Annotated in this window: 26 protein-coding genes; 20 read left to right on the forward strand and 6 right to left on the reverse strand. The window is 66.5% G+C overall.

What is annotated here, in order from left to right; translation table 11 throughout:
• A partial coding sequence (locus tag ACIQ67_RS09140) for a DUF1631 family protein (RefSeq protein WP_397534057.1) occupies positions 1–1,627 on the forward strand: 1,627 nt, incomplete at its 5' end.
• A 28-nt stretch (positions 1,628–1,655) separates the two neighbouring features.
• Here ACIQ67_RS09140 and ACIQ67_RS09145 read toward each other — a convergent pair.
• The 3 genes from ACIQ67_RS09145 to ACIQ67_RS09155 form a co-directional block, all read right to left on the reverse strand.
• A complete protein-coding gene (locus ACIQ67_RS09145; protein WP_397534058.1) occupies positions 1,656–2,108 on the reverse strand; it encodes a DUF494 family protein in 453 nt (150 codons plus the stop codon).
• Between the two features lie 66 nt (positions 2,109–2,174).
• Positions 2,175–3,296, reverse strand: coding sequence for a DNA-processing protein DprA (dprA, locus tag ACIQ67_RS09150; protein WP_397534059.1), 1,122 nt, complete (start codon positions 3,294–3,296; stop codon positions 2,175–2,177).
• Positions 3,297–3,331: 35 nt separating this feature from the next.
• Positions 3,332–4,528: a LysM peptidoglycan-binding domain-containing protein gene (locus ACIQ67_RS09155; RefSeq protein ID WP_397534060.1), complete on the reverse strand. Its 1,197-nt coding sequence runs from the start codon at positions 4,526–4,528 to the stop codon at positions 3,332–3,334.
• Between the two features lie 288 nt (positions 4,529–4,816).
• Between ACIQ67_RS09155 and def the strand changes: the two genes are divergently transcribed.
• From def to ACIQ67_RS09210, 11 genes are all read left to right on the forward strand, one after another.
• On the forward strand, positions 4,817–5,341 hold the full coding sequence (gene def / locus ACIQ67_RS09160) for a peptide deformylase (protein WP_397534061.1): 525 nt from the start codon (positions 4,817–4,819) through the stop codon (positions 5,339–5,341).
• Between the two features lie 8 nt (positions 5,342–5,349).
• Positions 5,350–6,321: a methionyl-tRNA formyltransferase gene (gene fmt / locus ACIQ67_RS09165; RefSeq protein WP_397534062.1), complete on the forward strand. Its 972-nt coding sequence runs from the start codon at positions 5,350–5,352 to the stop codon at positions 6,319–6,321.
• A gap of 70 nt (positions 6,322–6,391) precedes the next feature.
• Positions 6,392–7,240 carry a zinc metalloprotease HtpX gene (gene htpX / locus ACIQ67_RS09170; protein ID WP_397534063.1) on the forward strand — a complete coding sequence of 283 codons (849 nt, stop codon included), beginning with the start codon at positions 6,392–6,394 and terminating at the stop codon, positions 7,238–7,240.
• Between the two features lie 49 nt (positions 7,241–7,289).
• Positions 7,290–7,655 (forward strand): hypothetical protein, encoded by a 366-nt coding sequence (locus tag ACIQ67_RS09175; protein WP_397534064.1) that lies wholly within the window; start codon positions 7,290–7,292, stop codon positions 7,653–7,655.
• A 148-nt stretch (positions 7,656–7,803) separates the two neighbouring features.
• On the forward strand, positions 7,804–8,553 hold the full coding sequence (locus ACIQ67_RS09180) for a head GIN domain-containing protein (protein ID WP_397534065.1): 750 nt from the start codon (positions 7,804–7,806) through the stop codon (positions 8,551–8,553).
• 54 nt (positions 8,554–8,607) lie between these two features.
• A complete protein-coding gene (locus ACIQ67_RS09185) occupies positions 8,608–9,333 on the forward strand; it encodes an AzlC family ABC transporter permease (RefSeq protein WP_397534066.1) in 726 nt (241 codons plus the stop codon).
• The gene (locus ACIQ67_RS09190) at positions 9,330–9,659 is read left to right on the forward strand and encodes an AzlD domain-containing protein (protein ID WP_397534067.1); all 330 of its coding nucleotides are present in this window, start codon (positions 9,330–9,332) and stop codon (positions 9,657–9,659) included. Before ACIQ67_RS09185 ends, ACIQ67_RS09190 begins: the two co-directional genes overlap by 4 nt.
• Before the next feature lie 100 nt (positions 9,660–9,759).
• Positions 9,760–10,953 carry a phosphoglycerate kinase gene (locus tag ACIQ67_RS09195; RefSeq protein ID WP_397534068.1) on the forward strand — a complete coding sequence of 398 codons (1,194 nt, stop codon included), beginning with the start codon at positions 9,760–9,762 and terminating at the stop codon, positions 10,951–10,953.
• A 277-nt stretch (positions 10,954–11,230) separates the two neighbouring features.
• Complete coding sequence (locus ACIQ67_RS09200; protein WP_397534069.1) at positions 11,231–13,555, forward strand: NADP-dependent malic enzyme; 2,325 nt, start codon at positions 11,231–11,233, stop codon at positions 13,553–13,555.
• Positions 13,556–13,648: 93 nt separating this feature from the next.
• Positions 13,649–15,079: a pyruvate kinase gene (gene pyk / locus ACIQ67_RS09205; RefSeq protein WP_397534070.1), complete on the forward strand. Its 1,431-nt coding sequence runs from the start codon at positions 13,649–13,651 to the stop codon at positions 15,077–15,079.
• Positions 15,079–15,852 (forward strand): substrate-binding periplasmic protein, encoded by a 774-nt coding sequence (locus tag ACIQ67_RS09210; RefSeq protein WP_397534071.1) that lies wholly within the window; start codon positions 15,079–15,081, stop codon positions 15,850–15,852. Before pyk ends, ACIQ67_RS09210 begins: the two co-directional genes overlap by 1 nt.
• 2 nt (positions 15,853–15,854) lie before the next feature.
• Here ACIQ67_RS09210 and ACIQ67_RS09215 read toward each other — a convergent pair whose 3' ends face one another.
• A complete protein-coding gene (locus ACIQ67_RS09215) occupies positions 15,855–15,983 on the reverse strand; it encodes a hypothetical protein (protein WP_397534072.1) in 129 nt (42 codons plus the stop codon).
• 122 nt (positions 15,984–16,105) lie between these two features.
• Between ACIQ67_RS09215 and ACIQ67_RS09220 the strand changes: the two genes are divergently transcribed.
• Positions 16,106–16,855 carry a substrate-binding periplasmic protein gene (locus ACIQ67_RS09220; RefSeq protein WP_397534073.1) on the forward strand — a complete coding sequence of 250 codons (750 nt, stop codon included), beginning with the start codon at positions 16,106–16,108 and terminating at the stop codon, positions 16,853–16,855.
• 2 nt (positions 16,856–16,857) lie between these two features.
• Here the strand turns inward: ACIQ67_RS09220 and ACIQ67_RS09225 are convergent, their stop codons facing one another.
• A complete protein-coding gene (locus ACIQ67_RS09225) occupies positions 16,858–17,877 on the reverse strand; it encodes an STAS-like domain-containing protein (protein WP_397534074.1) in 1,020 nt (339 codons plus the stop codon).
• Positions 17,878–18,121: 244 nt separating this feature from the next.
• Between ACIQ67_RS09225 and fba the strand changes: the two genes are divergently transcribed.
• The 3 genes from fba to ACIQ67_RS09240 all read left to right on the forward strand — a co-directional run bounded on the left by fba (position 18,122) and on the right by ACIQ67_RS09240 (position 21,435).
• Positions 18,122–19,186: a class II fructose-bisphosphate aldolase gene (fba, locus tag ACIQ67_RS09230; protein WP_397534075.1), complete on the forward strand. Its 1,065-nt coding sequence runs from the start codon at positions 18,122–18,124 to the stop codon at positions 19,184–19,186.
• 214 nt (positions 19,187–19,400) lie between these two features.
• Positions 19,401–20,297 (forward strand): phosphoribosylaminoimidazolesuccinocarboxamide synthase, encoded by an 897-nt coding sequence (locus tag ACIQ67_RS09235; protein ID WP_397534076.1) that lies wholly within the window; start codon positions 19,401–19,403, stop codon positions 20,295–20,297.
• A gap of 31 nt (positions 20,298–20,328) precedes the next feature.
• Positions 20,329–21,435, forward strand: coding sequence for a hypothetical protein (locus tag ACIQ67_RS09240; RefSeq protein WP_397534077.1), 1,107 nt, complete (start codon positions 20,329–20,331; stop codon positions 21,433–21,435).
• Here the strand turns inward: ACIQ67_RS09240 and ACIQ67_RS09245 are convergent.
• Entirely contained in the window at positions 21,432–22,382 is a 951-nt protein-coding gene (locus ACIQ67_RS09245; RefSeq protein ID WP_397534078.1) for a tetratricopeptide repeat protein, read from the reverse strand. The genes ACIQ67_RS09240 and ACIQ67_RS09245 overlap by 4 nt on opposite strands.
• A gap of 127 nt (positions 22,383–22,509) precedes the next feature.
• Between ACIQ67_RS09245 and purE the strand changes: the two genes are divergently transcribed.
• Genes purE through ACIQ67_RS09265 form a run of 4 tightly spaced genes read left to right on the forward strand, consistent with a single transcriptional unit; the run spans position 22,510 to position 26,111 of the window.
• Positions 22,510–22,974 carry a 5-(carboxyamino)imidazole ribonucleotide mutase gene (purE, locus tag ACIQ67_RS09250; RefSeq protein WP_397534097.1) on the forward strand — a complete coding sequence of 155 codons (465 nt, stop codon included), beginning with the start codon at positions 22,510–22,512 and terminating at the stop codon, positions 22,972–22,974.
• On the forward strand, positions 22,974–24,152 hold the full coding sequence (locus tag ACIQ67_RS09255) for a 5-(carboxyamino)imidazole ribonucleotide synthase (protein ID WP_397534079.1): 1,179 nt from the start codon (positions 22,974–22,976) through the stop codon (positions 24,150–24,152). Before purE ends, ACIQ67_RS09255 begins: the two co-directional genes overlap by 1 nt.
• A 7-nt stretch (positions 24,153–24,159) precedes the next feature.
• Positions 24,160–25,152, forward strand: coding sequence for an L-threonylcarbamoyladenylate synthase (locus ACIQ67_RS09260; RefSeq protein ID WP_397534080.1), 993 nt, complete (start codon positions 24,160–24,162; stop codon positions 25,150–25,152).
• Complete coding sequence (locus ACIQ67_RS09265; RefSeq protein WP_397534081.1) at positions 25,152–26,111, forward strand: SGNH/GDSL hydrolase family protein; 960 nt, start codon at positions 25,152–25,154, stop codon at positions 26,109–26,111. The genes ACIQ67_RS09260 and ACIQ67_RS09265 overlap by 1 nt, the downstream gene beginning before the upstream one ends.

Here is a 26,111-nt window from a genome sequence, read left to right on the forward strand (position 1 = left end):
GCAGGATGAAACCCGTTTCATGCCGCGCCAGATCACGCCGACGCAATCGGCTCCGCTGGGCCGGCACAACGCGCAGGCGGATGAGGTGCTCAAGCAGTTGCAACGGGTCGTCGGCCGCCAGGTGCCTGACTTCCTTTTGACCACCTCGCCAGCACCCGCGTCGTCGGGAATCACGCAGGCGGCATCTCCGGCATCTGCGAGTTCGCAGCGACTGCAAGCGGCGATCACGCATGCGCAGGATGCCTTGCAGAAGCACACGGTCTTGGCGTTCCCCACCTTGGATGCAGCCGGGGGGGGCGACGCAGAACTGCCGCCCCAGGCCGCGCTGGACGAGATCAAGGCTCGCAACCAGGCTTTCAAGCAGGTGCTCAAGCAAGCGGCGGACACGCCGGCCGAGCGCGCCACGATCGAGATCGTGGCTTTGCTGTTCCAAAGCATCCTGCAGGAAGAGCGCATTCCGGCGTCAGTGCGGGTCTGGTTTGCGCGTCTGCAGATGCCGGTCTTGCGCGTGGCCATCAGTGAGCCGGACTTCTTTGCCGCGGCCGACCACCCGGCGCGCGACCTGATCGACCGCATGGGCGCCTGCGTGATGGGCTTCAACACCTCCAGCGCCACAGTCGCCGGCGGCGGCGAGGCCCTGGAGCGCGAGATCAAGCGCATCGTGCAGGTGGTCGAGGCCTATCCCGACACCGGCCGGCGTGTGTTCCAGACGGTGCTGACCGAGTTCGAGAAGTTCCTCAGCCATTATTTCGAGAACGAGAACCAGGCCAGCGTGCGCGGCGTTTCGCTGGCGCAGCAGGTCGAGCAGCGCGAGACGCTGGCGATCCAATACACCATCGAGCTGCGCAAGATGCTCAACGAGGTGCCGGTGCAGGACGGCGTACGCGACTTCCTATTCCAGATCTGGGCCGATGTGCTGGCCGTCACCGCGGTGCGCAGCGGCGCCCAGTCCGAGATCACGCGGCAGATGAAGCGTGCGGCGGCGGATCTGATCTGGTCGGCCAGTGCCAAGGTGTCACGCGAGGAGCGTGCCGAGGTGATCCGCCGTCTGCCGCCCTTGCTGAAGACGCTGCGCGATGGCATGGGGCATGCCGGTCTGTCGGCCACCAAGCAGGATGAACAGATCCGCGCCCTCAACAATGCGCTGGCGGCGGCGTTCACGGCCAAGACGGCGGCCATCCCGCGCGAACGCCTGGAAGAGCTGATGGATCAGCTGGAGGCGCTCGACGCGATGCTGCCTGAAGCCGGCGGGCTGGAGGTCAATGAGTCGCTGGTGCGCGACCTCTCCGGACATGAAACCGAAGATCTGGAAGTCGTGGCTGAAGGCGGCTCGGCGCCGACGCCGGCCATGTTGTCCTGGGCGCGTGAGCTGCAGGTCGGTGGCTGGTACATGCTGGATTACCGCGGCCGCAACGAGCCGGTGCAGCTGGCCTGGCGTGGCATGCGACACCAGCTGATCCTGTTCGTGGCGCCGTCAGGTCGGGGCGTGCTGTTCCAGCTCAGCAGGCTGGCAGGTTTCCTGCAGGCCGGCTTGTTGCTGCCGGCGCAGGACGAGACCTTGACGGTGCGGGCAACGCGCAATGCGTTGGCCAAGCTGGATGTGGATCCGACGCGTCTGCTGAACTGAGCGCAACGGCTCGGCTCGACGCGGTGAGTCAGTGAATCAGACGGTCTTCGGGGGCGACGAACAGTTCGTCGAGGATCAAGGCGTCGGGCTCTTCGCCCAGGCTCCAGAACACCATCAGCACGATGATCTTCAGGTCTTCCAGATCCATCGGTGCGCCGGGAATGGCCATGGCACGGTCGATCACCATCTCGCGCATTGGCGGTGGCAGCACGCCGGCTGACTCCAGGAAGCTGACAAAGCCCACCGAGGGCTCGCCCAGATGTTCCAACTCATCCGCTGAGTAAATGCGCAGGCTCTGTGCCCCTTGCTCGCCATGATGCGATTGCGAGGCCTCGGTCAAACCGTTCAGCCAGGACAGCGCATCGCGGATTTCGTCGCTCTCGAAGCCAACTGCCGACAGTTTGCGTGTCAGCTGGACGTGATCCGGACAGGCATCCGGCCGCCAGTACGTTTCGTAGAGGTAGACGAGTACGTCGAACATGGACTGATGATAACCCAGCCCCCGGATGCCCCGAATCGCCGAAAAGCGCAGCGCAGTGGGGGCCTTTCAGCCCCGTTGAAGCCTCTGGAAGAGCTGGCCGGGCAGGGCCGCCACCAAGCCGGCGAGCTCCAACTCCAGCAGCAGGGCGTTCAGCTGCGCGGTCGGCCAGCCGCCGCGTGCCTGCAGCGCATCGAGTCCGACCGGATCGAAGCCCATCGCATCCAGCAGCCGCCCATGCTCGGGGCTCATGCCGGGTGTTACGGGCCAATCGGCAGGCGTGCCCGATGCTGGCGTCTCGCTGGGCGCGCGGTTCAGCGGCAGTTCCTCCAGCACATCCTGGGCGTTCTCCACCAGCTTGGCGCCTTGGCGGATCAGTGCGTGGCAGCCCCGGCTCAGCGCGGAGTGGATGGAGCCCGGGATCGCGAACACCTCGCGGCCTGCCTCGCTGGCCAGCCGTGCCGTGATCAGGGAGCCTGATCGCAGTGCGGCTTCGACGACCAGGCAGCCCAGGCTGACGCCGGCGATCAGGCGGTTGCGGCGGGGAAAGTTGGCGGCCAGCGGCGGTGTGCCGAGCGCGTATTCGCTGACCAGCAAGCCGCTCCCGGCAATCTGTCGGGCCAATGCCTGGTTGCGCGGCGGGTAGACCTGGTCCAGGCCGGTGCCGACAAAGGCGATAGTGCCGGCCCCGGCGGACAGCGCGCCCAGGTGTGCCGCGGCATCGATGCCCTGGGCCAGGCCTGAGACGATGCACAGTCCTGCGCCGCCCAGCTCGCGAGCAAAGGACTCGGCGTTGTCGCGGCCCTGCTCGGTGGGCGTCCTGCTCCCCACCACGGCCAGCGCCTTTTCACCGAGCAGGCGGCGCTCCCCTTCCAGATAGAGCAGCAGGGGCGGGTCGGCCGTCTGCAGCAGCGCTTGCGGATAGTCCGGGTCACCCAGGAGCAGGATGCTGCGCTGCGGATCCTCGCCCAGCCAGTGCCAGGTCCTGTCCTGCAGCGCAGGCAGACCTTCCGGCACGTCGCCCAGGGCGCGCGCCAGGACAGGCCCGACCACAGTGGACAGCGCCGCCGGCGCGGCGCCGAGGACCGCTTGCGCTGACCCGAAGGCGGCGAGCAGGCGCCGCGCTCCCTCAAGGCCGATGCCCGGCGTCTCCAGCAGGCGCAGCCAGGCGTCCAGTTCTTCACGATCCATTGCCGGGTTCCGGCCTTGGGCGAGAACTGCAGCCCTCAGGGCTGGGTGAAGCGGTCGCCCGCCCTTACGGGCTGCTGGACCGAGATGATCAAGGCATAGGACACGCGCTCATAGACCTGAAACACGAACAGCGTGCCGTGGCGCTCGTTCGGTAGCTTGATGTCCTCAGTCTTGACGCCTGTGCGGTCCTGCATGCGCCGGCCGTCCTGCCAGAGCGCCAGCACATGACCGCGCTCCAGACCATTCTGCTTGCCACGGTTGAGGGCCACGATCTGATTCTGACCCGCCGTCAGGGCTTCGCCATAGATGGAGACGATCTGGCCGTCGATGGCCTGCGCAGGCGCATGCGGCACATAGCGGCTGAAGTTGCGTTGCGGCACGGGCGAGAGTCGATCGCCGACACCGATCTCAAGCCGCACGTTCCTGATGGCCAGTGTCGCCGGCACGTTCTCGACCTTGCCGTCAGCAAGCGTTCGTTCCTCAGCCGCACGCTTCAGCTCAGCCGTGCCCAGATAGGTTGCCTCGTGGCCCAGCACCTCTCCGGTAGTCGGGTCACGCAGCGGGCGGGTCTGGCGGAAGACGCGATAGTCGGTTGCCTGCGTCAGGTCGCCTCGTGCATAGGCCAGATCGCCGGCGGTCAGCAGCACGCGGCCCTCTTGTGCAGCGACGATGCGTGGCGCCAGGGCCAGGGCCTCGTTGTCAAACACCACGGCCTCGTTGAGGAAGGGCTCGATCAGATGCTGCGGAATGGCGTTGATGGCGGTCGCGCCGAGCGCGCTGCTGCGCACCTGCGGCGAGCGCCTGTCAGTCTGCAGACCGGCGGCATTGGCAGTGGCCGAGCGGTCCTGGGCCAGTTGCAGCATTGCGCGACCATCGCGCTTGACGAGCAGCAGCACCTGGCCGGGATAGATCAGGTGCGGGTTGGCGATCTGGTCGCGGTTCATGCCCCATAGCTCGGGCCAGCGCCACGGGCTCTTCAGGAACAGCGAGGAAATGGCCCACAGCGTGTCGCCCGGCTTGACGGTGTGCGAGTCCGGCGCCTTGTCTGCCAGCTCGGACAAGGGCACGCCCGCTTGCGCCACGCGCTCGGCGGTCTGGCGCTGTTCGGCGGTGACGGGGTAGCCGCTGGCCCAGGCTGCACTGCCCAGGCTTAAGGCCAGTGCAGCGCTGATGGCGCTCAGGCCGATGCGGGCCGGCGAAGGGGTGGGACGAAAGGGCCGCCTCTGGGTCATCAAGAACTCTCCCGCGCCGTGACCGCGCTTGTCGAGTCGCGAGGCGCCGTCTGGTCAGACATCATCGTTGGTGGATGGGGCTGCCGCAGGGCTTTCGAACCCCATCCGGCAGGCAAGCGCCAAGATCGGCGAAAATCCCCACTGCTGGCGACGATTCTGCCCCCAAACCGGGCAGGGTCGCAATCGATGAAGCGGGAGCTTTGCCGCTCTTGCAAGCACTTACAAACATGCGTTGTGCGCAATCCACAGCGCCGGCTGCCGCAGCAGCCTTTCTTAGCGACGACACCGATGGCCCTCCTGAACATCCTGAAGTTCCCCGATCCCCGTCTTCACACGGTGGCCAAGCCCGTCGCGGTGGTGGATGATCGCGTCCGCCAATTGGTCGATGACATGCTTGAAACCATGTATGCGGCTGAAGGTGTGGGGCTGGCGGCCACACAGATTGATGTGCACGAGCGCATCGTCGTGATCGATACCTCCGAGGGGCGTGACGAACCGCGCGTGCTGATCAATCCCGAGTTGATCGCCACCAGCGACGAGATCAAGGAAGGCGAAGAAGGCTGCCTGTCGGTGCCCGCCACCTATGACAAGGTCAGGCGCCACGCCCGCGTGACCGTGCGCGCCCTGGGGCGCGACGGCCAGCCGCATGAGTTCGAGGCCGAGGGCCTGCTGGCCGTCTGCGTGCAGCATGAGATGGACCACCTGATGGGCAAGGTTTTCGTCGAGTACCTCAGCCCGCTCAAGCGCGAGCGCATCAAGACCAAGATGGTCAAGAAGCAGCGCGAAGACGAACAGTACGCGCGTCGCCGCTGATGGCCGGCATGCGCGTCGTCTTTGCCGGCACGCCGGAGTTCGCCAAGGAGGCGCTGCAGCGCCTGCACGAGGCAGGTTTCGACGTGCCCCTGGTGCTGACCCAGCCCGACCGGCCGGCCGGCCGCGGCATGAAGTTGCAGGCCTCGCCGGTCAAGCAGTATGCGGTCGCCCAGGGCATGGCCGTGGCGCAGCCGCGCAGCCTGCGGCTCGATGGCAAGTACCCCGAGGAGGCAGCCGCGGTGCGCGAGGCGCTGCTTGCCTCGCGTGCGGACGTGATGGTGGTCGCGGCCTATGGCCTGATCCTGCCGCAGTGGGTTCTGGACCTGCCGCGCCTGGGTTGCCTGAACATCCACGCCTCACTGCTGCCGCGCTGGCGCGGCGCGGCGCCGATCCACCGTGCCATCGAGGCCGGCGATGCCGAGACCGGCATCACCATCATGCAGATGGACGCGGGCCTGGACACCGGCGACATGCTGCTGGTCGAGAAGCAGGCGATCCGGCCGGACGACACGACCGCGACCCTGCATGACCGCATGGCGGCGCTGGGTGGGCGGATGATCGTCGAGGCGCTGGAACTGGCGGCCTGCGGTGGTCTGACGCGCACGCCTCAGCCCGAGGCGGGTGTTTGCTACGCACACAAGATCGAGAAGAGCGAATCGGCCATCGACTGGGCGCAGCCAGCGGCGCTGATTGAGCGGCGCCTGCGTGCCTTCGATCCCTTCCCCGGTGGCCTGGCGCAACTCGACGGCGAGGCGATCAAGGTCTGGAGCGCCGCACTCTGCGAGGGTCAGGGCGCGCCCGGCACGGTGCTGGCGGTCGACGATGCCGGCATCACGGTGGCCTGTGGCGAGCAGGCCCTGCGCCTGCGTGAACTGCAGCGCGCCGGTGGCAAGCGCCTGCCGGCCAAGGTGTTCCTGCATGCACGTCCGGTGGCGCTTGGCGCTACATTCAGCGCCGGCGAGATCGCCGAGCGCGCTTGAATTGGCGCTTGGCGCCCACAGATATCCCCTTGGGGAATTGCCCCCGAACCCTCACTGTTGGAGTGAACCGATGTTCAATCTGATGAAGACCGCCATCCTGATGGCTGCCATAACCGGGCTGTTCATGGCGATCGGTTCGGTGCTGGGCGGGCAGCAGGGCATGATAATCGCGCTGGTCGTGGCGCTGGGCATGAACTTCTTCAGCTATTGGTTCTCGGACAAGATGGTGCTGAAGATGTACAACGCGCAGCAGGTCGACGAGACCTCGGCGCCGCAGTTCTATCGCATGGTGCGCGAGCTGGCCGAAAAGGCGCAGCTGCCTATGCCCAAGGTCTACATCATCCAGGAAGACGCGCCCAACGCTTTTGCAACAGGACGCAACCCCGAGAATGCGGCCGTTGCCGCCACGACCGGCATCATGCGCGTGCTGTCCGAGCGCGAGCTGCGTGGTGTGATGGCGCATGAACTGGCCCATGTGAAGCACCGCGACATCCTGATCAGCACCATCAGCGCCACCATGGCGGGCGCGATCTCGATGCTGGCCAACTTTGCGATGATCTTCAGTGCCCGCGACAGCGAGGGCCGGCCAGCCAACCCCATCGTCAGCATCCTGGTGATGATCCTGGCGCCGATTGCCGCCAGCCTGATCCAGATGGCCATCAGCCGTGCACGTGAATTCGAAGCCGACCGCGGCGGTGCCGAGATTTCCGGCGACCCGGCGGCGCTGGCCTCGGCGCTGGAAAAGATCCATCGCTTTGCCCGTGGCATTCCGCTGGAGGCGGCCGAACGCCATCCTGAGACCGCGCAGATGATGATCATGAATCCGCTTTCTGGCGGGGGTATCAAGGGCTTGTTCAGCACCCATCCGGCGACGGAAGAGCGCATCGAGCGCCTGATGGCGCTGGCGCGCCAGCGCTGAAGCGACTCGGGCGTCTCAAGAATCGCGAGCGCGCGCCGATAGCCTTGGCATGAAGATCTCTGTGTTGCTCAAGACCGGCCTGCTGGTCGTCAGCGCCGCCCTGCTGGGCGGCTGTGAGCAATTGGGCATTGAAGACCCGGCCAAGGTCGCCGCCGCCAAGGAAGCGGACGGCAAGGCGATTGGCAGCGCCTGCCGGCATGCGATGCGTGCCATCGAGGATTGCTACGTGCTGAACCCCAAGGCGCAGCGGGCGGCTGTCCACGCCGGCTGGCGTGAGATGGACGAGTACATGCGCGAGAACAAGCTCGAAGGCGTGGTGCCGGTGGTGCCGCGGCCTGATGCCAAGAAGCCCAAGGATGAAGAGGAAGAGGCGGTCGAGGCCAAGCCCAAGGCGGCTGACTCCAAGGGCCGCTGAGACCGCTGGCTCTCTGCGGGCGCCTTGACGTCCGGCCCCTTGCTGCGGCGACTGGGCCCTCAATTTCTGCAAATGGTCGCGCGCCTCTGGGCGTCGCAGGCCCAGCTGGGCAGGATGCAGGCCATCGACATCCCTTCAGGAGCCCGCCATGCTTGCACGCCGTTTCGCCCTCATCACCGTCCTTGCAGCCGGATTGGCAGTGGCCGGGGGCGCGCAGGCCTGGACCTGGAGCTTCGGCAAGGGCGAGCGTGTGCAAGGCTCTGGCGACATCGTCACTGAGAGCCGCAATCCAGGCAGCTTCGACGGCATTGCGCTGAGCGGCCACTTCAAGCTGCGGGTGCGCCAGGCCGCTACGAACGCTGTGGAGCTGAAGGCCGATCGCAATCTGCTGCCCTACATCGAAACCGAGCTGAACGGCAGCACCCTGGAGGTGCGGCCCAAGAAGGGCTACCAGTTGTCTAGCGACCGGCCCATCCTGCTGGTGGTCGACATGGTGGTCCTCAAGAAGATAGCGGTTGGTGGGTCCGGCGATGTGCAGGTCGAGTCCATGAAGACGCCTCAGCTGGACGTCAGCATCGGAGGGTCGGGCGACGTCAGCTTGGCCCAGCTCTACAGCGAGCAGGCGACCTTCTCGGTTTCGGGGTCGGGCAATGTCGAGGCCAAGGGGCGTGTCAACGGCCTGAGGGTTTCTGTGGCTGGCAGTGGTGACGTCAAAGCCACCGAGCTGATGGCCGATGAGGTCCGCGTCAGCATCGCCGGTTCCGGTGATGCCCGCGTGCAGGCCAGCAAGCAGCTCAAGGTGAGCATCGCCGGCTCCGGTGATGTGCGCTATGTCGGCTCGCCCGAGGTCAGCAGCTCGGTGGCAGGCAGCGGCACGGTGCGCAAACTGGGCAACTGACGCACAGCGCACGCCTGCCCGGGCAGGGTCGGCATCAGGCATGACAATGGGTGCATGAGTTCCGAGCTTGGCGCCCTGATCCGACACCCCGAATTCCGCCGCGGCGCGCGCGACATGGCCGGCATCTCGCTGGGCATTTCGGCCTGGGGCCTGGTCACCGGCGTCGCGATGATCAAGAGCGGCCTGTCGATGCCGCTGGCCTTGCTGATGAGCCTGGTGGTGTTTGCCGGCAGCTCGCAGCTGGCGGCGTTACCGTTGCTGGCGGCCGGCGCGCCCTTGTGGGTGCTGTGGGCCACCGCCTTCTGCGTCAACCTGCGTTTCGTGATCTTCAGCGCGCAGTGGCGCCTGTACTTCGGCCATCTGCCGCTGCTCAGCCGCTTGCGCATCGGCTACTTTGCGGCCGACCTCAACTACGTGGCCTTTCTGCGCCGCTTCCCTGAGCCGGTGCCGGCGCCGGAGCAGCGCCCTTACTTCTGGGGCGGTGTGGCGCTGAACTGGACCGCCTGGCAGGTGCCCTCGATCCTGGGCATCGTGCTGGCTGACCGGGTGCCGACGCAATGGGGCCTGGGCTTTGCCGGCGTGCTTGCCTTGCTGGGGCTGAGCTACTCGCTGTTGTCCGACTACAAGACTTGGGTTAGCGCGGCGGTGGCCGGCTGTGCGGCGGTGGCTGCCTATGCGCTGCCGCTGCGACTCAATATCGTGGTGGCGATTGCGGCCGCCGTGGCCGCCGGTCTGCTGATCGAACGCTGGCAACCGGCCAGCCGGGAGTCGTCGCGATGAGTGAATGGCTGATGGCGCTGGGCATCGTCGGCATGGGTCTGATCACGCTGCTGACGCGTGCCTTTTTCATGATTCCCAAGCGCGAGCTGCCGATGCCCGACTGGGCCAAGCAAGGCCTGCGTTATGCGCCGCTCGCTGCGCTGGCGGCGGTGATCGTGCCCGAGATCGTGATGAGCAACGGGCAGCTGATCGACACCTGGAAAGACGCTCGGCTGTTCGCCGTGGCGGTGGGCACGGCCTACTTCTTCTGGAGGCGCGGCATCCTGGGCACCATCGTCAGTGGCACGGCGGTGATGCTGGTCTTGCGCATCGGGCTGGGCTGGTGACTTGGTAAGCTTGAGGGCAGGGCGCCTGCATCGCTTTGCCGGCATGGCCTGCCTTGCTTGAGCGCCGCCGATCTTCCAACTCCTATCGAGACTCCCGCCCATGAACGTTCTGCGTTTTTCTGATCTGATCGCCGCCGGCAAGGTGGCCGGCCAGCGCGTCTTCATCCGTGCCGACCTGAATGTCCCGCAGGACGATGCCGGTCACATCACCGAAGACACCCGCATCCGCGCGTCCATCCCCTGCATCGAGATGGCACTGCAGGCCGGCGCTGCGGTGATGGTGACCTCGCACCTGGGTCGACCCACCGAGGGCGAGTTCAAGCCCGAGGATTCTCTGGCGCCGGTCGCACAGCGCATGGGCGAGCTGATGGGCCGCGAGATTTCCGTGCTGGCCGACTGGGTGGGTGGCGTCAGCGTTGCGCCGGGTCAGCTGGTGATGCTGGAGAACTGCCGCGTCAACAAGGGCGAGAAGAAGAACAACGAAGAGTTGGCGAAGCAGATGGCCGCGCTGTGCGACATCTATGTCAACGATGCTTTCGGTACCGCACACCGTGCCGAGGGCACGACCTATGGCATTGCGCAATTCGCCAAGATCGCCTGCGCCGGCCCGCTGCTGGCCGCCGAGATCGACGCTATCAGCAAGGCCCTGGCCGCGCCGAAGCGTCCGCTGGTGGCCATCGTGGCTGGCTCCAAGGTCTCGACCAAGCTGACCATTCTGAAGGCCTTGTCCGACAAGGTGGATGGCCTGATCGTCGGCGGAGGCATTGCCAACACCTTCATGCTGGCCGCGGGCCTGTCCATCGGCAAGTCGCTGGCCGAGCCTGATCTGGTGGGCGAGGCCAAGGCCGTGATCGATGCGATGAAGGCGCGCGGCGCCGCAGTGCCGATTCCGGTCGACGTGGTCTGTGCCAAGAGCTTCTCCGCTGATGCCGCTGCCACCGTGAAGGCCGCCAATGAGGTGGCGGATGATGACCTGATCCTGGACATCGGCCCGAAGACTGCGGCCATCCTGGCCGAGCAGCTGAAGGCCGCCGGCACCATCGTCTGGAACGGCCCGGTGGGCGTGTTCGAGTTCGATGCTTTCGCCAAGGGCACCGAGACCGTGGCCCGAGCGATTGCCGAGTCCAGCGCCTTCTCGATCGCCGGCGGCGGCGACACGCTGGCCGCGATCGCCAAGTACGGCATCGAAAAGGACGTGGGCTACATCTCTACCGGTGGCGGCGCTTTCTTGGAGGTGCTGGAAGGCAAGACGCTGCCGGCATTTGAGATCCTGTCCAAACGGGCGAACGGCTGATTGCTTCGGCTTTGCTTGAGCGATGAAGGGCCCTGAGGGGCCCTTCTTTGTTCGTGCCACAGTGGGCGTGATGCAGCGGTAGTGGCATGCCAACGGTGCCATGCCACCAAAGCGAAGCCGTCGCGACGCTCCGTGCGCCAACCCGGGCATGAACACCAGCCTTCCCCTGCCGCGTCTGCCGCTTGCGATCTTTGCATGAAGGGCAAAGCAGTCGGCATCAAGGCGCGCTAATCGCGGGAGTAAGCTCGCCAGCCCAAGAATCAGCAGGAGACCCTGGATGGACAACAGCAAGCCGCTGTCGCCGGCCGAAGCCGCTTTGCGCGATGCTGCGCTGGACTACCACCGCAGCCCGACGCGCGGCAAGATCGCCGTGACGCCGACCAAGGCCTTGTCCAACCAGCGCGACCTCTCGCTGGCCTACTCGCCCGGCGTGGCCTATCCCTGCCTGGACATCGAGAAGGATCCGGCGCTGGCCGCCGACTACACCTCGCGCGCCAACCTGGTCGGTGTGATTACCAACGGCACCGCGGTGCTCGGCCTGGGCGATATCGGCCCGCTGGCGGCCAAGCCGGTGATGGAAGGCAAGGGCTGCCTGTTCAAGAAGTTCGCCGGCATCGACGTGTTCGACATCGAGCTGGCCGAGCGCGACCCCGACAAGCTGGTGGAGATCATCGCGGCGATGGAGCCGACGCTAGGCGGCGTCAACCTCGAGGACATCAAGGCGCCGGAATGCTTCTACATCGAGCGCGAGCTCAAGAAGCGAATGAACATCCCGGTCTTCCACGACGACCAGCACGGCACGGCCATCATCTCCAGCGCCGCACTGCTGAACGGGCTGGAGCTGGTGGGCAAGGACATCGGCCAGGTGAAGGTGGCGGTGTCTGGCGCCGGCGCGGCGGCGATTGCCTGCCTGGACGTGATGGTGGGCCTGGGCGTTGCGCGCGTGAACGTATTTGTGTGCGACTCCAAGGGTGTGATCCATGCAGAGCGCGCCGATGCGGCCAAGCTCGATGAATCCAAGCGCCGCTACTGCCAGACGACCAGCGCGCGCACGCTGGCCGATGTGGTGGCGGGCGCCGATGTGTTCCTGGGCTGTTCGGCGGCCGGCGTGCTATCGGCCGAGATGGTGAAGACCATGGCCGACAAGCCCATCATCCTGGCGCTGGCGAATCCCGAGCCCGAGATCCGTCCCGAGTTGGCCAAGGCCGCGCGGCCGGACTGCATCATTGCCACCGGCCGCTCGGACTATCCCAACCAGGTCAACAACGTCCTGTGCTTCCCCTACATCTTCCGCGGCGCGCTCGATTGCGGCGCCAGCAAGATCACAGAGGAAATGAAGCTGGCCTGCGTGCGCGAGATCGCCGCATTGGCCAAGGCCGAGACCAGTGATGAAGTGGCGGCTGCCTATGCTGGCGAGGAGCTGTCCTTCGGCCCCGACTACCTGATCCCCAAGCCCTTCGACGCACGCCTGATCCTGCGCATCGCGCCGGCCGTGGCGCAGGCGGCGGCGGACTCCGGCGTGGCCACGCGGCCCATCCAGGATATGGCGGCCTACCGCCAGTCGCTGGAGCGCTTCGTCTACCAGACCGGCATGCTGATGCGGCCGGTGTTCAACGCGGCCAAGGCCGCGGTCGGGCAGGGCCAGCCAGCGCGCGTGATCTTTGCCGAGGGCGAGGACGAACGGGTGCTGCGCGCGGTGCAGGTGGCGCTGGACGAACGGCTGTGCCAGCCGACGTTGATTGGCCGCCCCGAGGTGATCGCAATGCGCGTCAAGCGCGCCGGTCTGCGCCTCAAGCTGGGCGAGGACGTGGCTGTGATCGACCCCAATCGCGATGAGCGCTTCCGCCAGTACTGGGAGACCTACCACCAGGTGATGGGCCGCAACGGCGTCACGCCAGAGATGGCCAAGGCGGCGGTGCGCCGCTCCAACACCACCATCGGTGCGCTGGCCATCAGGCTGGGCCATGCCGATGCTCTGATCTGCGGCATGGTGGGCCGCTTCGAGCAGCATCTGGACCATGTGAGCGACCTGATCGGGCTGAAGCCCGGCGCCCGCAACTTTGCGACCGTGAACGCGCTGATGCTGGATCAGATGACGCTGTTCGTGACCGACACCTTCGTCAACGATGCGCCCGACGCCGAGGCCCTGGCCGAGATCGCCGGCATGGCCTGCGACGCGGTGCGGCGCTTCGGCCTGCCGCCAAAGCCGGCCTTCGTGTCGCATTCCAACTTCGGCTCCAGCAAGCGACCCTCGGCGTTGAAGATGCGTCGCGCCTACGAGCTGTTCTCGGCCGCGCATCCCGACATTGAGTGCGACGGCGAGATGAACGGCGACGCCGCACTGTCGGCTGCGGTGCGCGAGACCTATCTGCCCGGCGGACGGCTTCAAGGCGCGGCCAACCTGCTGGTGATGCCCAGCCTGGATGCGGCCAACATCACCTTCAATGTGCTGAAGATCAGTGCCGGGCAGGGCGTCACCGTTGGGCCCATCCTGCTGGGTGCGGCCGCTCCGGTGCACATCCTCACGCCGTCGGCGACGGTGCGCCGCATCGTCAACATGACGGCGCTGGCCGCGGCCGACGTGTCAGCAGCACGCGGCTGAGCTTGTTGAGTTGGTAACCGTCCGGTATCCGGACGGTCACTGGCGCGGCTCATAATCGGCCGTCTGTAACAAGCACCGATAGAGAGACAGTCCATGACCCGTGCCACCAAGATCGTCGCCACCCTCGGCCCCGCCTCCTCTTCGCCCGAGGTGCTGGAACGGATGATTCGGGCCGGCGTCGATGTGGTGCGGCTGAACTTCTCGCATGGCAAGGCGCAGGACCACATCGACCGCGCCCGCCTGGTGCGCGAGGTGGCCGCTGCCGCCGGCAAAGAGGTCGCCATCATGGCCGACCTGCAAGGCCCCAAGATCCGCGTCGGCAAGTTCGAGAACGGCAAGATCGAGCTTATCAACGGCGAGAAATTCATCCTCGACGCCAGCCGCACAGAGCTGGGTAATGAGGGCTGCGTGGGCCTGGACTACAAGGAACTACCGCGCGACGTGAAGCCCGGCGACACCCTGCTGCTCAACGACGGCCTGCTGGTGCTGACGGTTGAATCGGTCAAGGGCGAGGCGGTGCACACCATCGTCAAGCAGGGCGGCGAGCTGTCCAACAACAAGGGCATCAACAAGCAGGGCGGCGGCCTCACCGCGCCGGCACTCACAGCCAAGGACATGGAGGACATCAAGACCGCGATGTCCTTTCAGTGCGAGTACCTGGCTGTGAGCTTCCCCAAGAACGCCACCGACATGGAGATGGCCCGCCAGCTGGCCAATGTGGCCGGCGAGCCCTGGCGCCACAAGCCCGGCATGATTGCCAAGATCGAGCGCTATGAGGCGATTCCCCATCTGGAAGCCATCCTCAAGGCCAGCGACGGCATCATGGTGGCGCGCGGCGACCTGGCAGTGGAAGTCGGCAACGCGGCCGTGCCGGCCTTGCAGAAGCGCATGATTAAGCTGGCACGCGAGCTGGACAAGGTGGTGATCACCGCCACGCAGATGATGGAATCCATGATCGTCAATCCGGTGCCAACGCGTGCCGAGGTGTCTGACGTGGCCAATGCGGTGCTGGACGGCACCGATGCGGTGATGCTGTCAGCTGAGACGGCGGCGGGCAAGTTCCCGGTCGAGACCATTGAGCAGATGGCGGCGATTGCTTTGGAAGCCGAGCGCGCCGAGTTCGTCACGCTGGACACCGACTTCGCCGGCCGCCAGTTCGCGCGCATCGATCAATCCATCGCGATGGGCGCGCTGTTCACCGCCTATCACCTGGGCTGCAAGGCCATCCTGGCGCTGACTGAGTCGGGCTCCACCGCGCTGTGGATGAGCCGCCACCGCGTGCAGGTGCCGATCTATGCCTTGACCTCACAGCCGATCAGCCAGCGCAAGATGACGCTGTACCGCAATGTGCGTCCGCTGCTGATGCCCAAGTTCGACGACCGAGACACTGCGCTGAAAGCCGCCGAGCAGTTGCTGGTCGACAAGGGCGTGCTGATGCCCGGCGATACCTATGCCATCACTTGCGGCGAGCCGATGGGTTATCCGGGCGGCACCAATATGCTGAAGGTCTGTCGGGTCGACTGATGAGTACGGCTGGCGGCAACGGTGAGACCCGTCGGCGCTGGCTGCAGTCCAGTCTGGCGGGGGCCTCGCTGTGGACGCTGGGGCCCGTTGTCGAAGCGAACACCACAGACGCTGGTCGGGTGGTGGTGCCCCTAGCTGTGGGCGACCATGTCAACCGTGCCTTTGTCGTTCCCTTGCTGGATCTGATCGCGGACGGCGCAGGTATCCAGTGGCAGATCGAATGGCTGCCTTTTGCCCGCACCTTGCTGCAGGCCGAGCGTGGGCAGTCGCTGGGTTTTGGCATGACCCGCACGCCTGCCCGCGAGAGGGTGTATGCCTTCAGCGATGTGCTGTTTTTCAATCACGCCTGGTCGATCGTGCGACGTGAGCGCCGCTTGAGCATTCAGCAATTGAGCGATCTGGATGGTTTGTCCGTCTGCCTCGGGCGCGGCGTCAGCTTGAGTGCTGCATTTGAAGAGGCGCGTGGCAAGCGCTTTCAGGTTGAGACCTCCAGCGCTGACCTGGCAGGTCGGGTCCGCATGCTGATGGCCGGGCGCTGTGATGTGGTGCTGGCATCGCATCGCAGCCCGGACCCCTGGTTGATCGAACAGCGGCTGCGCAAGGACGTGGGTCTGGGCACGGCGCTTGAGGTGCTGCCCAAGCCGCTGATGGCCGATCCGGTGTACTTTGCCGTCGGACTGAACACGCCGCTGGCTGCCCTGCTGCCGCGCATCAACAAAGGCCTGGCGGCGCGTCGCCACGCCATCCGTGCCCTGGTCGACAGCGAACGCTGAACTCAGCCCTTCTGCGCGCTTTGCACCAGTGCCGCAATGCGCGGCGTCATGTGCGTGGCCACCAGCTCCACTTCAGGCCTGGCCCGCGCGAACACCCGGAACAGCGCGTCGGTGACGTCGTGCTGCACCATGCGGGTGACATGCCGGGAGGCACAGATGTCAACACCTGCGGCGAGCCGATGGGCTAAGCTGGCGGTACCAATATGCTGAAGGTTTGCCGGGTCGATAGATGGACGCGCTCCAACACATTCCTATGTCACGTCGACGCTGGTTGAAGGACTGCCTTGCTTGCGCCTCGTTGTGGGCGCTGGGGCCTGCTGCACGTGCCGTCTCCTCTGCTGCTGTGCTACCTGTCGTGCCGCTGGCTGTGGGTGAGCACGCCAATCGCGACTTTGTGCTGCCCTTGATGGAATTGATCGCTGACGGCGCAGGCATCGAATGGCAAATCGAATGGGTGCCCTATGCACGTGCGCTGCTGCAGGCTGAACGTGGGCAGTCGCTGTGCTTCGGCATAGCGCGCACGCCAGCCCGCGAGCGCGTGTACACCTTCAGCGATGTACTGTTCGATAACCACGTTTGGCTCATCGCGCGGCGCGAGCGCCGCCTGCGAATCCAGAAGCAATCTGATCTCGATAGCTTGACGGTCTGCGCGAGGCAAGGCGTCGACCTCAACCCTGAATTTGAAGAATCGAACAGCACCCGCCGTCAGGTCCAGCTTTCCGTCGGGGGACTGGCGGCTCGGGTCCGCATGCTGATGGGCGGGCGCTGCGATGTGGTGCTGGCTTCGCATCGCAGCCCGGACTCCTGGCTGATCGAGCAGCGCTTGCGCAAGGAGGTTGGCCTGGGCTCGGCGCTTGAGGTGCTGCCCAAGCCCTTGATGGTCAAACCGGTGCACTTTGCCGTCGGACTGAACACGCCGCTGGCTGCCCTGCTGCCGCGCATCAACAAAGGCCTGGCGGCGCGTCGCCACGCCATCCGTGCCCTGGTCGACAGCGAACGCTGAACTCAGCCCTTCTGCGCGCTTTGCACCAGTGCCGCAATGCGCGGCGTCATGTGCGTGGCCACCAGCTCCACTTCAGGCCTGGCCCGTGCGAACACCCGGAACAGCTCGTCGGTGAAGCCGTGGCCGACATCGCTCACGCCCTCGAAGCTGATCTCCACCCGCTTGAAGGTCGGCAGGCGTGCGGCCACGCGGCGCGCCTGGGCGCGTGAGTCCAACGCCTGGCCCGGCCCCGCCAGCAGGCGCAGATGCACTGTGGTGTGGTCGAACTCGATGCCGCTGCCATCGGTACTCCAGGCTTGCAGCACCTGGTCCAGCGTGCGCGTGGTGTCCAGCGCGATCGCCATGTAGATCGAGCTGCCTTGGCGTGGCAGCGGCCGGCCGGCCTGCCAGCCGGTGCTGTCCCAGGCGCGGCGCTGGAACGCGGTGTTGTTGGCATGGATGTCGAACACATCGGCCAGCTGCGAGCTGAAGAACAGGCCGCGGCCGGTGTGCGCCTCGGGCTGGCTGGTTAGCCGACCCTTGGAGAGCTCCAGCATCGCGTGCTGGGCATCGGCAATGTCAAAGGCGGTGCAGATCTTGTCGAACACGCCGCAGCCGTCGTCGGAGACCAGCAGCTGCACATGGCTGGGGGTCTGGCGCAGCGAGACGGTGACGCTGCTGCCGCCGCTGTGGTCGATGGCGTTGTTGACCAGCTCGGTGAAGCCATGTTGCACCATGCGGGCCACATGCTTGGGCAAATCGAAATTGGGCGCGAAGTCGCGCTGCCAGGGCAGATCCTCCTGCAGGCCGTGCAGCGTGTAGCTGCGGGCCACCTGGCGCAACAGGCCCGGGCCGTAGACCGGCCGGCGCGAGGTGCCGCTGCGGCTCAGCCAGTTGGCATCGACCAGCTTGCGCAGCGCAGCCTGCACGGCGCGTCGGCTGGCGCCGGTGCGCTCTTCCAGATGGTCGGCCAGGTCGTGCGAATGCTCGCGCGCGGCGGCGGTCATCCAGAGGGTGAGGTGATCGAGGGCGAGGCGGGTCATGGGCAGTGGGCTCCAGCAGCCCGGCAGCCTATAGTCATGGCGCGATGCGCACAAGCGCGCTTGCCCTTGTGCCGATGCATGACGCTTGTCACGCCTTGGCCGCCGCCTGCCCCCGGACGCGGGGGGCGGCCCTCAAGGCTGGGCAGGGGGCGCCGTTAGAATCGTCCGCAGTTACGACGCAGTTACGGCACGGTTGTCGAGCGCTGCGTTCACGAAGAGATCATCAACTTCACCGGGGACTCCCATGGCTCTCGTTTCCATGCGCCAACTGCTGGACCATGCCGCCGAAAACGGCTACGGCATTCCGGCCTTCAACGTCAACAACCTGGAGCAGGTGCAGGCCGTGATGGCGGCAGCCGCTGAGGTCAATGCGCCGGTGATCCTGCAGGCCTCGGCCGGCGCGCGCAAGTACGCGGGCGAGAGCTTCATCAAGCATCTGGTTCAGGCGGCTTGCGAGGCCTACCCGCAGATCCCGGTGGTGATGCACCAGGACCACGGCCAGAGCCCGGCGATCTGCCAGGGCGCGATCGATCTGGGCTTCAGCTCGGTGATGATGGACGGCTCGCTGAAGGAAGACGGCAAGACCCCGGCCAGCTTTGAGTACAACGTCGACGTGACCCGTCGCGTGGTGGAGCTGGCGCACAAGGTCGGCGTGACGGTTGAAGGCGAACTGGGCTGCCTGGGCAATCTGGAAACCGGCGAAGCCGGCGAGGAAGACGGCATCGGCGCCGAAGGCAAGCTGGACCACAGCCAGATGCTGACCGACCCGGAAGAGGCGGCTGTGTTCGTCAAGGCTACCCAGCTGGACGCGTTGGCTATCGCCATCGGCACCAGCCACGGTGCCTACAAGTTCTCGCGCAAGCCCACCGGCGACATTCTGGCCATCAGCCGCGTCAAGGAAATCCACAAGCGCATTCCCAACACCCATCTGGTGATGCACGGTTCCTCCAGCGTGCCGCAGGAGTTGCTTGCGCTGATCAACCAGTACGGCGGCAATATGAAGCAGACCTTCGGCGTGCCGGTCGAGGAGATCCAGGAAGCCATCAAGCATGGCGTGCGCAAGATCAATATCGACACCGATATCCGCCTGGCGATGACCGGCGCGGTGCGCAAGTTCCTGTTCGAGAACCCCGAGAAGTTCGACGCCCGCGAGTGGCTCAAGCCTGCCCGTGAAGCGGCCAAGGCGGTCTGCCAGCAGCGCTATGTCGAATTCGGTTGCGTCGGCCAGGCCGGCAAGATCAAGTCGCGGGCGCTGGTGGACGTGGCGGCCGCCTATGCGCGCGGCGAACTGAACCAGGTCGTCCAGTAAAGCCAAGGCGCCCAGGCGCCTCGGATCGAGCCCGCCGCTGTGCTTGCAGCCGCGGGCTTTTTCATTGAGCGTCCTTTGCCTGGCTGAGCCAGGCTATCAACAGAAGCGCTGAGCGCGTGCCGGCCGCATAAAATCCGCGCTTGCGCAGGCCGGGCGGCGGCTTGTGCCCGATCGAATGACGACTCCCCCAGGCGGCGCGCCCGCCGTCCTCACCATGACCCAAGCCCTGCTCGAATCCTCGCTGACTTCGCTTCCCCTGATCGCCCGCGGCAAGGTGCGCGAGAACTACGCGGTGGGCAGCGACCGCATCTTGATGATCGCGTCGGACCGCATCTCGGCCTTCGACGTCATCATGGGCGAGCCCATCCCGGGCAAGGGCGCGCTGCTGACGCAGATGGCCCTGTTCTGGTTCGACAAGCTGGGCGACATCGTGCCCAACCACCTGACCGGCGAAGACCCGCTGTCGGTGGTCAGCGAGGCCGAGAAGGCGCAGGTCCGCGACCGCGCCATGCTGGTCAAGCGCCTGAAGCCGCTTCCGATCGAGGCGGTGGTGCGCGGCTATCTGGCCGGCAGTGGCTGGGCCGAGTACAAGAGCAATGGTCAGGTCTGCGGCGTCAAGCTGCCGGCTGGTGTGCAGAATGCCTCCAAGCTGCCGGAGCCCATCTTCACGCCGGCCACCAAGGCCGAGATGGGCGACCACGACGAGAACATTGACTTCGAGCGCTGCGTCGCCATCATTGGCCGCGAGATGGCTGAGCGCGTGCGCGACATCTCGATTGCGCTGTACCAGCGGGCAGCCGATTTCGCGCTCACCAAGGGCATCATCATTGCCGACACCAAGTTCGAGTTCGGGCTGGATGCCGAGGGCACGCTGACCTTGATGGACGAAGTGCTGACGCCCGATTCCTCGCGCTACTGGCCGGCCGAGAGCTATGCGGTCGGCGCCAACCCGCCCAGCTACGACAAGCAGTTCCTGCGCGACTGGTTGGAGCAGGCACAGGTCGACGGCCAGCCCTGGGGCAAGACCGCGCCCGCGCCAGCCTTGCCCCCCGAAGTCATCGCCAACACCTCGGCCAAGTATCGTGAGGCGCTGGAGCGCTTGACACGCTGAACCCCGACACCAGGAGCGCTTTGTGACACAGATGCCCATTCGCTCCCGCCTGCTGCAGCAGCTCGACCAGCAGATCGCCGCAGCCGGCGGCCAGTTGGAGTCTGCCTGCCTGCGAGCGCAGCGCGTCATGCTGTTGGCCCGCCATGGGCATCTGAACGTGGCCCGCGAGCATCTGACCCAGCTGCATCAGCTGGCCTTCCAGCATCCGAATGTCAAGCTCGGCGCCTGGCTGCATCTGGCCGAGGGCCTGATGAGCTATTACACCGATTTCGGCGTCGCGGCGCGCGACAAGGTGCAACGGGCCCAGGCGATGGCCAGGGCGGCCGATCAGCGTGATGTGGATGTGCTCGCCACCGCCTGGCTGGCGCATCTGGCCTATGTGGGCCATGACCTGCAGGGTCTGGTGGAGCAGGCCAAGGCCTGCTTGGCCATCGCCGTGCCTGAGGACCATCAGGCGCTGGCGCGGCTGTCCATAGCGCTGGGCCTGGCATTGCATTTCGCCAACCGCTGGGAGCTGGCCCAGGCCTGGTATTCGCTGGCGCGCCGCGAGGCCAGCGCGGATGGCGATGACGCCACCACCTCGGCCCTGATGTACAACATGGCCGAGATGCGCACCGCACAGATGCGCCACGAGAGTCTGGCCTACCCGACCCGGCCGCGTCCGGATCTGCTGCTGGGGGCTGACTCAATCCGCCACTACGATGCGGCTGTGGGCGCCAGCGCGATGTCCGAGCTGACGCCTTTGTTGCGAGCCCAGGTGCTGGTGATGCAGGGCGAGTACGAATCCGCCAGCCAGCTCTACGAGCAGTACCTGCCTCTGGCCATGGGCCGCGGCCTGTCCCGGCTGGGCGGCAATCTGCTGGCCGATCTGGCCTGGTGCCGCGTCAATCTGGGGCAGCCCGAGCAGGCGCTGGCGCATGCTCGCGACGCCGAGATGGAGTTGGACCCGCGCTCCGACGTTGATGATCGCGCCGCCACGCACAGCCGCCTGGCCCAGGTCTACGAGGCCCTGGGCGAGGATCTGATGTCACTGACGCATGCGCAGACGGCGCAGCGTGAATGGGCCGAGTTTGCGGCCCAGCAGGCGCACTGGGCCGAACGGCTGGACGCCGCAGGGTTGGGGCGTCCGCCGCTTTAGAACAGCGCCATGCTGAGCTTGCGGCGGTACTGGTCCAGCAAGGGATCGCTGGGCGCAACTGCGGCCTTGCCGGCGATCTCCAGTGTGCTCTTGGCTTCGCTGGCCTGGGCCTTGGGCGCCGGCTTGCTCATCAGCTCAAGGATGGCCACATAGAGCTTGCGCGCGGCCTCGCCGTTCCAGGCCTTGTCGCGCATGATGATTTCAAGCAGCTCGTCCATCGCCTCGGTGAAACGCTGGCCGGCCAGCTGTGACTGGGCCAGCGCATAGCGGGCTTCGAAGTCGCGCTTGTTGGTGCCGATGGCCGCCTTCAGTGCAGCGCTGTCCAGGCTCGGCGCCAGCTCCACCGCCGTCAGCCAATGGCCCAGTGCGGCAAAGCGCGCATGCGGCGTGATGGTGTCAGCGGCCTGCGCGGCCACCGGCGCGAACGCCGCCTTGGCGTCCTGCAGCAGGCCCAGCTCCAGCAGCGCCTTCACATAGTCGAAGCGGGCAGTCTCGTTGGCCGGATCGGCCTGCACCGCCTGTTCCAGCTTGGCCAGTGCCGACTCAAGATCGCCATCGGCCATCAGCGCCTCGGCTTCGGCCAACTCTTCCTCGGCTTCCAGCATTTCGCCGGTCGGCACATGCTTGTCCAGGAACTCGCGAATCTGCGCCTCGGGGATCGCACCGACGAAGCCGTCCACCGGCTGGCCGCCGACGAACATCACGCAGAAGGGGATCGAGCGCACGCCGAAGGCCTGGCTCAGCTGGCTGGCGATCTCGGGCTGCTCGTCGCTGTTGAGCTTGGCCAGTTGGAAACGGCCGGCGTAAGCCACTTCCAGTTTTTCGAGCACAGGCCCCAGGCTCTTGCAGGGACCGCACCAGGGCGCCCAGATGTCCAGCAGCACAGGCTGCTGCATCGAGGCTTGCAGGAGTTCGGTTTCGAAGTTCTGGATGGTGATGTCGATCATGGCGTCGGTGCGGCCGATGGGGCGGAAGAGGGCAGGTGGCGGTGGCCGCCTACAATTCAAGGTTTTCCAGCCTATGGAGCGAGTCGTGCAGGATCTGCAGAACGCCACTCCCCTGGTTGGCGTGGTGATGGGTTCCAGCAGTGACTGGGAAACCATGAAGCACGCCACCACCATTCTCGCCGAGTTCGGTGTCGCTTTCGAGGCCAAGGTGGTCTCGGCGCACCGCATGCCTGATGAGATGTTCGCTTACGCCGAAGCCGCCGAGGCGCGCGGCCTGCAGGCCATCATCGCGGGGGCCGGCGGCGCCGCGCATCTGCCCGGCATGCTGGCGGCCAAGACGCCGGTGCCGGTGCTGGGCGTGCCGGTGGCCAGCCGCCATCTGCAGGGGGTCGACTCGCTGCATTCCATCGTGCAGATGCCCAAGGGTATTCCGGTCGCGACCTTCGCTATCGGCACGGCCGGGGCCGGCAATGCCGCCTTGTTCGCCATCGCGATGCTTGCGCGCCATGACATGGGCTTGCGCGACAAGCTCGCCGCCTTCCGCGTCCGCCAGACCGAGGTGGCCCGCGACATGAGCAAGGACCTGATCTGATGACGAGCCAGACGCTGCGGCTGCTGCCGGCGGCCGCCACCACGCTAGGTGTGATCGGCGGCGGCCAGCTGGGCCGCATGTTCGTGCATGCAGCCCAGAGCCTGGGCTTTCGGACCCTGGTGCTGGACCCGGATGAGGCCAGCCCCGCCGGCCTGGTGGCGCATGAGCATATCTGCGCCGACTACCTGGACGAGGCAGCGCTGACGCGCATGGCCGCCGCCTGCGCGGCTGTCACCACCGAATTCGAGAACGTGCCGGCCCAGGCGCTGGATTTCCTGGCGCGCAGCAAGCCGGTGGCACCGGCTGGATCGTGTGTGGCGATCTGCCAGGACCGCGCCGACGAGAAGGCCCACTTTGCCGCCAGCGGCGTGGCCTGCGCGCCTTACGCCGTGATCGACAGCGAGGCCGCGCTGGCCGCGGTCGACTCGGCGCTCTTGCCCGGCATCGTCAAGACGACGCGCATGGGCTATGACGGCAAGGGCCAGATCCGCGTCAAGACCCGCGAAGAGCTGGCCGCGGCCTGGAACGAACTCAAGCGCGTGCCCTGTGTGCTGGAGCAGATGCTGCCGCTGGCGCTGGAGTTGTCGGTGATCGTCGCGCGCGGCCGTGATGGCGCGGTGGTGCAGTTCCCGGTGCAGCAGAACCTGCATCGCGACGGCATCCTGGCCGTCACCCAGGTGCCGGCACCCAGTGTTTCGACGGCATTGGCCGAGCAAGCCAGCGCGGCGGCCGCGCGCATCGCTGCCGAGATGGACTATGTGGGCGTGCTGTGCATCGAGTTCTTCGTGCTGCATGACGGCCGCCTGGTCGTCAACGAGATGGCGCCGCGCCCGCACAACTCGGGCCACTACACGATCAATGCCTGCGATGTCTCGCAATTCGAGCTGCAAGCCCGCGCGATGGCCGGCCTGCCGCTGAACCCGCCGCGCCTGCATTCACCGACCGTGATGCTGAACCTGCTGGGCGATTTGTGGTTTGACCCTTCAGGCACCGAGCGCGAGCCGGCCTGGGACGCCGTGCTGGCGATTCCCGGCACGCATCTGCATCTGTACGGCAAGGCCAGCGCCAGACCGGGCCGCAAGATGGGCCATCTGAACATCACCGCAGCGACGGCCGAACAGGCGCAGCAGCGCGCCCAGGCCGCTGCCGCCGTGCTGGGCCTGCCGACCGAGTGGTGAGCTTTTCGTGCTGCTGAACGGACACGACCCTGCCGCGCTGCGCCGCTCCGCCGAGCATTTGGCGGCGGGCGAGTTGCTGGCTATGCCCACCGAGACCGTCTATGGTCTTGGCGCGCGTGCCGACGACGATGCGGCGGTGGCCAAGATCTTTGCCGCCAAGGGCCGGCCCAGTGATCACCCCTTGATCGTGCATGTGCTCGATGCCGCCGATGCCGAGGCCTTCGCCGCCGAGCTGCCGCCGGTGGCGCGGCGCTTGATGGCCGCCTTCTGGCCCGGGCCACTGACGGTGATCGTGCCGCGCAAGCCCGGCGTGGCCGCGGCATCTGCAGGCGGTCAGGACACGATCGGCCTGCGCTGCCCGGCGCACCCGGTGGCGCGCGCGCTGATGGCCGAGGCGCGCCAGCTCGGCGTGCTGGGCATCGCCGCGCCCAGCGCCAACCGCTTCGGCCGCGTCAGCCCCACGCGCGCGACCCATGTCGAAGAAGAGTTCGAGGGCCGGGTCTGGGTGCTGGACGGCGGCGACTGTGAGGTTGGCATCGAGTCCAGCATCGTCGATTGCAGCCGTGCCCATCCGGTGCTGCTGCGCCCCGGCGTGCTGACGCCTGCAGAAATCGAGGCCGCGGCTGGCGAGCCGCTGCGGGCGCCCGACGCCCAGGCACCGCGCGCCTCCGGCACGCTGGCGGCCCACTATGCGCCGCGCGCCGTGGTGCGTCTGCTGGCCCCGGCGCAACTGGCTGACGCCTTGCAGAAAGAGCCGCCGGCAGGGCTGGCGGTATATTCGCGAACGCTGAGTCCGCCTGCCGGCGTGCTGCACCGGGCCATGCCCGGTGAGGCCAAGGCGGCGGCCCATGAATTGTTTGCCGTGCTGCGCGCGCTTGACGCTGCCGGCGCCCAGGAAATCTGGATCGAAGCGCCCCCCCCGGATAGTGGCTGGGACGGGGTGCGAGATCGACTGTCGCGAGCTGCGGCGGCCTTTACCCAATTGAGGGAAGACATTTGATGAAAGCGTTCAAGCAAGCTGTGCTGCGTCGGGCACCGATGTTGTTGGGGGCGGTGGCCCTGGCGGTGGCGATGGCCGGCTGCGGCGGTGGCGGCGGGCAAATCGAGCCCTTCAAGCCCACGCGCATTCTGTCCTTCGGCGATGAGTCCAGCGTGATCACCGCGACCGGCAGGAAGTACACCATCAACGCGGTCAATGACACCACCGGCGCGATCGAGTGCGCCGGCAACCCGCTGTGGAACCAGACCCTGGCCAGCACCTTCGGCCTGGTGTTTCCCGAGTGCAATCCGACGGCTGTCGCCGCGCCGACCGGCAAGATCTACGCCCGGCCGGGCGCCAAGGTCGCTGATGTGAAGACGCAGATCGATGGGCACCTGGCAGCGGGCAGCATCGACGCCAAGACCCTGATCACGGTGCTGGCCGGTGCCAACGATGTGCTGGAGCTCTACGCCCAATACCCTGCCCAGTCCGAAGCTGCCTTGCGCGCGGAAGCCACGGCACGCGGACGCCTGCTGGCCGCGCAGGTCAACCGTTTGGCCGACGCTGGCGGCCGCATCATCCTGCCGACCTTGCCGGACATGGGTCTGACCCCGTTCGCGCTCAAGGAAAACACCGCCAAGGCCGACCCGAACCGTTCCAAGCTGCTGACCTCGCTCACCGCCGCCTTCAACAACGAGCTGACCTTGAAGGTCACGCTGGACGGTCGTCAGCTGGGCGTGGTGTTTGGCGACGAGTTGCTGCAGACCCTGGTCAAGTTCGCTTCCGGTTACGGCTACACCAATGTGGTCGATGGCGCCTGCCTGAGCACGTCGCCGGTGCCGAACTGCACCAACAAGACCCTGGCAACGAACGCCACCACCACCACCTGGCTGTGGGCGAACGACACCTTGCTGAGCCCGGCCGGCCAAAGCCGTCTGGGCTCCATCGCCCAGACCCGCGCCCTCAGCAACCCCTTCTGA

Origin of the sequence: Roseateles sp., assembly GCF_044373315.1 — a bacterium.
Taxonomy (GTDB): domain Bacteria; phylum Pseudomonadota; class Gammaproteobacteria; order Burkholderiales; family Burkholderiaceae_C; genus JACDQM01.